Below are 236 nucleotides of genomic sequence, written 5' to 3' on the forward strand. Positions count from 1 at the left end.
TGTCACAGGTCGAGAAAGGCTGCTTGCGATTGAGGCCATAGACAGAGCTGGAAGATGCGTACACCAGATGTTCGACCTGATGGCGGCGACAGCCTTCCAGAATGGTCAGATGACCAATCAGATTGCTGTCGGCATACGCCATAGGATTATCCAGTGAATAGCGAACCCCAGCCTGGGCGGCCAGGTGGATAACTCTCTCGAATTTGTGGGTGAGAAACAGACGGGCAATGGCTTCC

General features: G+C 53.8%; 1 protein-coding gene. It reads right to left on the reverse strand.

Annotated features, from left to right (window positions below; all coding sequences use genetic code 11):
• Positions 1-236: GDP-mannose 4,6-dehydratase (locus ACYP03_RS28040; protein ID WP_459782940.1), on the reverse strand; the 236-nt coding region annotated here is incomplete at both ends.

The sequence above is a fragment of the Photobacterium sp. R1 genome, from assembly GCF_054600795.1.